1 protein-coding gene is annotated in these 5,401 nt (G+C 69.7%); it reads left to right on the forward strand.

The window, feature by feature from the left end:
• Positions 1–16: 16 nt before the first annotated feature.
• Positions 17–5,401, forward strand: a 5,385-nt coding sequence (locus GA0115254_RS34155; protein ID WP_256102912.1) for a non-ribosomal peptide synthetase, incomplete at its 3' end; no start/stop codon positions are given.

Below are 5,401 nucleotides of genomic sequence, written 5' to 3' on the forward strand. Positions count from 1 at the left end.
TCTCCGACTCCGGATCATGGATCAGCATGGCCATCCCGCGCCGATCGGGGTCATCGGCGAACTGTACGTATCAGGGGCGGGGCTCGCGCGCGGGTACGAGGCGCGGCCGGCCCTCACGGCTGAGCGTTTTGTCCCCGATCACCTGGGACCGACACCTGGAGCCCGGCTCTACCGCAGTGGGGACCTCGCCCGCTGGACACCCTCCGGCGACCTGGAATACCTCGGCCGGGCCGACGCCCAGGTCAAGATCCGCGGATACCGCATCGAACTCGGCGAGATCGAGGCCCAGTTGGCCCGGTTGGCCGGTCTGCGTGAGGCCGTCGTCCTTCCACATCAGGAGGCGAACGGCCGTACGGACCTGGTCGCCTACCTCGTGCCGGAACCGGGAACCGACAAGCCCACCACCAGCGAACTCCGCGACACCCTCGCCGACCACCTCCCCGACTACATGATCCCGAGGAACTTCGTCCTCCTCGACACCCTCCCACTCACCCCGCAAGGAAAGCTCGACCGGCGCTCCTTGCCCGCCCCCACCACCGAACGCCCCACCCTCGAAGCAGAGTTCACCCCGCCCCTCCCGGGAACCGAAGAAGCCCTCGCCGCCATCTGGGCCGACATCCTCGGCGTCGACCGCATCGGCCGCCACGACAACTTCTTCGACCTCGGCGGCGACTCCATCCGCAGCATCCAGATACTCGGCCGAGCCCGCGACAACGGACTCACCTTCCACCTCCAAGACCTCTTCGACCACCCCACACTCGCCGACCTCGCCACCACCACAACCACAACACAACCCACCACCACACCACCCACCACCCAACCCTTCTCCCTCCTCACACCCCACGACCGCAACCACCTCCCCCACCACCTCGACGACGCCTACCCCATGGCCGAACTCCAGATCGGCATGGTCTACGAAATGCAACGCGACCCCGACCGCAACCCCTATCTGAATGTGACGTCGCTGCATCTTCCGGGCGGGTTCGAGCAGGAAGCCTTCCGCGCGGCAGTCTCCATGGTGGTGGAGCGGCATCCTGTGCTGCGTACCTCTTTCGATCTCAGTGGTCTGTCCGTGCCGATGCAATTGGTGCACGCGGAGGTCGAGATGCCTCTCGGCCTGGTGGATCTGCGCGGGCTGAGCAAGGCCAGGCAGCGGCGTGAACTGGCCGATTACGTCCGTGGGGAGCGGACGACAGGGTTTGATCCGGCGGTGGCGCCGTTGTGCCGGATGACGGTCCATGTGCTGTCCGACGACGCCTTCCAGTGGACCGTCACCGACCACCACGCCATCCTCGACGGCTGGAGCCTCGCCTCCACCCTCGCCGAAATCACCGACACGTACCACACCCTCCTCGACGGCAGTGCTCCGTCACTCCCGCCCCTCCGCTCCACCTACCGCGACTACATCGCCGCCGAACAGACCGCACTCACCGACCCCGCACACACCACCTACTGGCACAACCTCCTCACCGACCACCCCGACACCCGCCTCCCCCGCCACAGCGGCAACGGCGACTCCCCGCTCGTCGGGGAACGGCTCGACAACGAGGTGCATGAGCACGACGGCACCGGCGGGTACGGAGCGCTGGTCACCGTGGTGCCGCCGGAGCTTCTGTCTGCGCTGGAGGACAGTGCCGCCCGCATCGGTGTGCCGTTCAAGGCCGTCGTCCTGGCCGCCCACATGCGGGTTCTGAGCCTGGTCACGGGCAGCGCGGACGTCGTCACAGGGCTGTCGTCCAACGGGCGGCTGGAGGAGACCGACGGCACCGAGGTGCGGGGGCTCTTCCTCAATTCGCTGCCTTTCCGGCTGCGGCTGCCGGACGGCAGCTGGGCTGATCTGGCACGCGCCGTGTTCGATGCCGAACGGGAGATGCTGCCGCACCGCAGGTACCCCATGCCGGCGCTGCAACGTGCGCTGGGCGGCGACCCCCTGTTCGAGACCGGCTTCGTCTACAACCACTTCCGCCATGTGGACGAGCTGGCCGAGGGGGGCCGGGCTTCGGTCTCCGGGCCGCACGACGAGACGGCCGCCGGCGTCGCCCGGACCAGCTTCCCGCTGCATGTGGCCATGAGTCGCGAACCGGGCCTGGCCGGAATGCGGATGGAGCTGGAGTACGACGCCAGGGAGTTCCCAGCGGAGCAGATGCGCCTGATCCGCGACTACCACCTGCGGGCGTTGCGGGCGATCGCCGAGAATCCGGACGCCGCCCACCGAGCGGCCGTCCTGCTCGGCGAGGCCGAGCGGGCCCTGCTGGAGCACTGGAACGACAACGCCGCTGCTGTCCCGTCCACACCCGTCCACGAGCTGGTCGAGGCGCGGGCGGCGGCGCAACCCCACCGCGTCGCCGTGGTCGCCGGGGAGCGGTCCCTGACGTACGGCGAGCTCGATGCGCGTGCCGACCGGCTGGCCCGTCATCTGCGCCGGCTGGGCGTCGGCCCCGAGGTCTTCGTCGGGGTCGGCCTGGACCGTTCGCCCGAACTGGTCGTCGGGCTGCTGGCCGTACTCAAGGCCGGTGGGGCCTACGTACCGCTGGATGTCTCCTTCCCCGCGGCCCGGCTCGCGCACATGCTTCGGGAGGCGGACGTACGGGTGGTCCTGACCGGGGCGAGCACCCGGGACCTGGTTCCGCGGGGGCCGTGGGAGACGGTCGACCTGGACACCGACGTTCTGCCCGAGGAGGCGCGGTGCGGCCGGGTCCCGGAGGCCGGCGCCGGACCGGACAACGCCTGCTATGCCATCTTCACCTCCGGTTCCACAGGGCTGCCTAAGGGCGTGGTGACCCGGCACCGCAACGTGACCGAGCTGCTGCACGGCGGCCCCGCGATGGAGCTGCGGGAGGACGACACCGTTCTCCAGATCGCGACGGTCGCCTTCGATGTATCCACCTTCGAGATATGGGCGCCGCTGGCGGCGGGGGCCCGGCTCGTGCTCGCTCCACCGGGACGGTACGCCCCGGCCGATGTGGCGGGCTGGGTGACGGATCACGGCGTGACGGTCCTCCATGCCACCGCGTCGCTGTTCACCCTGCTCGTGGACGAGCAGCCGCAGACGTTCGACGGACTGCGCCGACTGCTCACCGGCAGTGAGACGGTTTCCGCACCGCACGCCGGCCGGATCCTCGCCCGTTGCCCTGAACTCGAGCTGGTCAACTGCTGGGGGCCGACGGAGACCACCACGTTCTCCGTCTGCGGCATCTTCACCGCGGACTCGCTCCCGGCCGGCCCGCTTCCGCTCGGCACACCGCTGGCCAACACCGAGGTCCGGGTGCTGGACGAGGCCGGCCGTCCCGTGCCCGTCGGCAGCCCGGGTGAGCTGTACGTGGCCGGGCCGTGCCTCGCACGCGGCTATCTCGGCAGACCCGCGCTGACCGCCGAACACTTCCTGCCGCATCCCTCCATGCCGGGTGCTCGGCTGTACCGCACGGGTGACCGGGGGCGCTGGTCGGCCGAGGGGCAGGTGGAGTTCCTCGGCCGGGTCGACCACATGGTCAAGATTCGCGGCTATCGGGTGGAGCCCGGCGAGGTGAGCGCGGCGATCGGCGCTCACCCGCGCGTTCGCCAGTGTGTCGTGACCGCGCCGCGGGATGCGTCGGGCAGGGCCGATCTGGTGGCGTACGTGGCGTGCGACGCCCCGGCGCCCCATGTGTCCGAACTGCGGTCGGCGCTGCGGGAGAAGCTGCCGGAGTACATGCTGCCGAAGGCATTCGTGTTCCTCGACGCGTTCCCGCTGACGGCCCAGGGCAAGGTGGACCGCGACAGGCTCCCCGCACCGTCCGGGGACCGCCCGGAGCTGTCGTCCCAGTATGTGGCGCCGCTGCCCGGGGTTGAGGAACGGCTGGCGGTGATCTGGCGTCAGGTCCTGGGGGTGGACAGGATCGGCCGGCACGACAACTTCTTCGACCTGGGCGGCGACTCGATCCGCAGCATTCAGGTGATCGGACGGGCCCGGGAGGAGGGTCTGCTGCTCACGCTGCCCGTACTGTTCCGGTCCCCGACGCTCGCCGCGCTGGGCACCGAGGTGACTTCGGTGGCGGCGGACCTGCTCCCCGCACCGACGGCGGAGCCGTTCGCCCTCTTGTCGGCGAAGGACCGGCAGGCGCTGCCGGAGGGGCTGGTGGACGCCTATCCGATGGCGGCCCTCCAGGTCGGCATGGTCTACGAGATGGAGATCGACCCGGACCGCAACCCGTACCACAACGTCAGTACGGTGCGGCTCGGCGAGCGGTTCGAGCAGGACGCCTTCCGGCGGGCCGTCGAGCTCACGGTGGGCCGCCACGATGTCCTGCGTACCTCGTTCGACCTGAGCGGCTACAGCGAGCCGGTGCAGCTCGTGCACGAGCGGGTCGAGTCGCCGCTGACCGTCGTCGATCTGCGGGCTCAGGACGACGGTGCCCAACGGGCGGCGGTGGCGGAGTGCGTCCGTGGCGAACAGGACGAGGGCTTCTCTGTGGCGGTGGCGCCGTTGTTCCGGATGACGGTCCATGTGCTGTCCGACAACGCCTTCCAGTGGACCGTCACCGACCACCACGCCATCCTCGACGGCTGGAGCCTCGCCTCCACCCTCGCCGAAATCACCGACACCTACCACACCCTCCTCGACGGCAGTACTCCGTCACTCCCGCCCATCCGCTCCACCTACCGCGACTACATCGCCGCCGAACAGACTGCACTCACCGACCCCGCACACACCACCTACTGGCACAACCTCCTCACCGACCACCCCGACACCCGCTTCCCCCGCCACACCACTGCTCTTCCCGACGCGCTCGCGGGACTGTGCAGCGCGGGCGAGGTGCACCGCAACGACGCGGAGCGCCGGCACGGAGAGTTGATCACGCCCCTGCCGGTCGGTCTGGGCGATGGTCTCGACCGGTTCGCCCGGCTTTGTGGCGTGCCGCTGAAGTCCGTGCTGCTGGCAGCGCATCTACGGGTCATGAGCCTCGCCACCGGCAGCCGGGATGTCGTCACGGGGCTGTCGTCCAACGGGCGGCTCGAGGAGACCGACGGCACCGAGGTGCGAGGGCTCTTCCTCAACACGCTGCCGTTCCGGCTGGAGCTGCCGGACGGCAATTGGCGGGACCTCGCGCGCACGGTGTTCGAGGCCGAACAGGACCTGCTGCCCCATCGCAGGTACCCGATGTCCGCGATCCAGCGCGAACTGGGCGGGGAACCGCTCTTCGAGACCGGCTTCGTGTACAACCATTTCCGCCAGATCGACGTACTCGCCGGTGGGGCGGACACGGACGACGATCGCGCCCGTGCGACCGGAGGCGGGCGGACCCACTTCCCGTTGCTGGTGGCGGTCAGCCAGGAGCCCGGGCACCAGGGGCTGATTCTGGAGATGGAGTACGACAGCGGCGAACTGTCCCCCGTGCAGGTGGCGTTGATGCGGGACTCGTAT

Origin of the sequence: Streptomyces sp. Ncost-T10-10d, from assembly GCF_900091955.1 — a bacterium.
Taxonomy (GTDB): Bacteria; Actinomycetota; Actinomycetes; order Streptomycetales; family Streptomycetaceae; genus Streptomyces.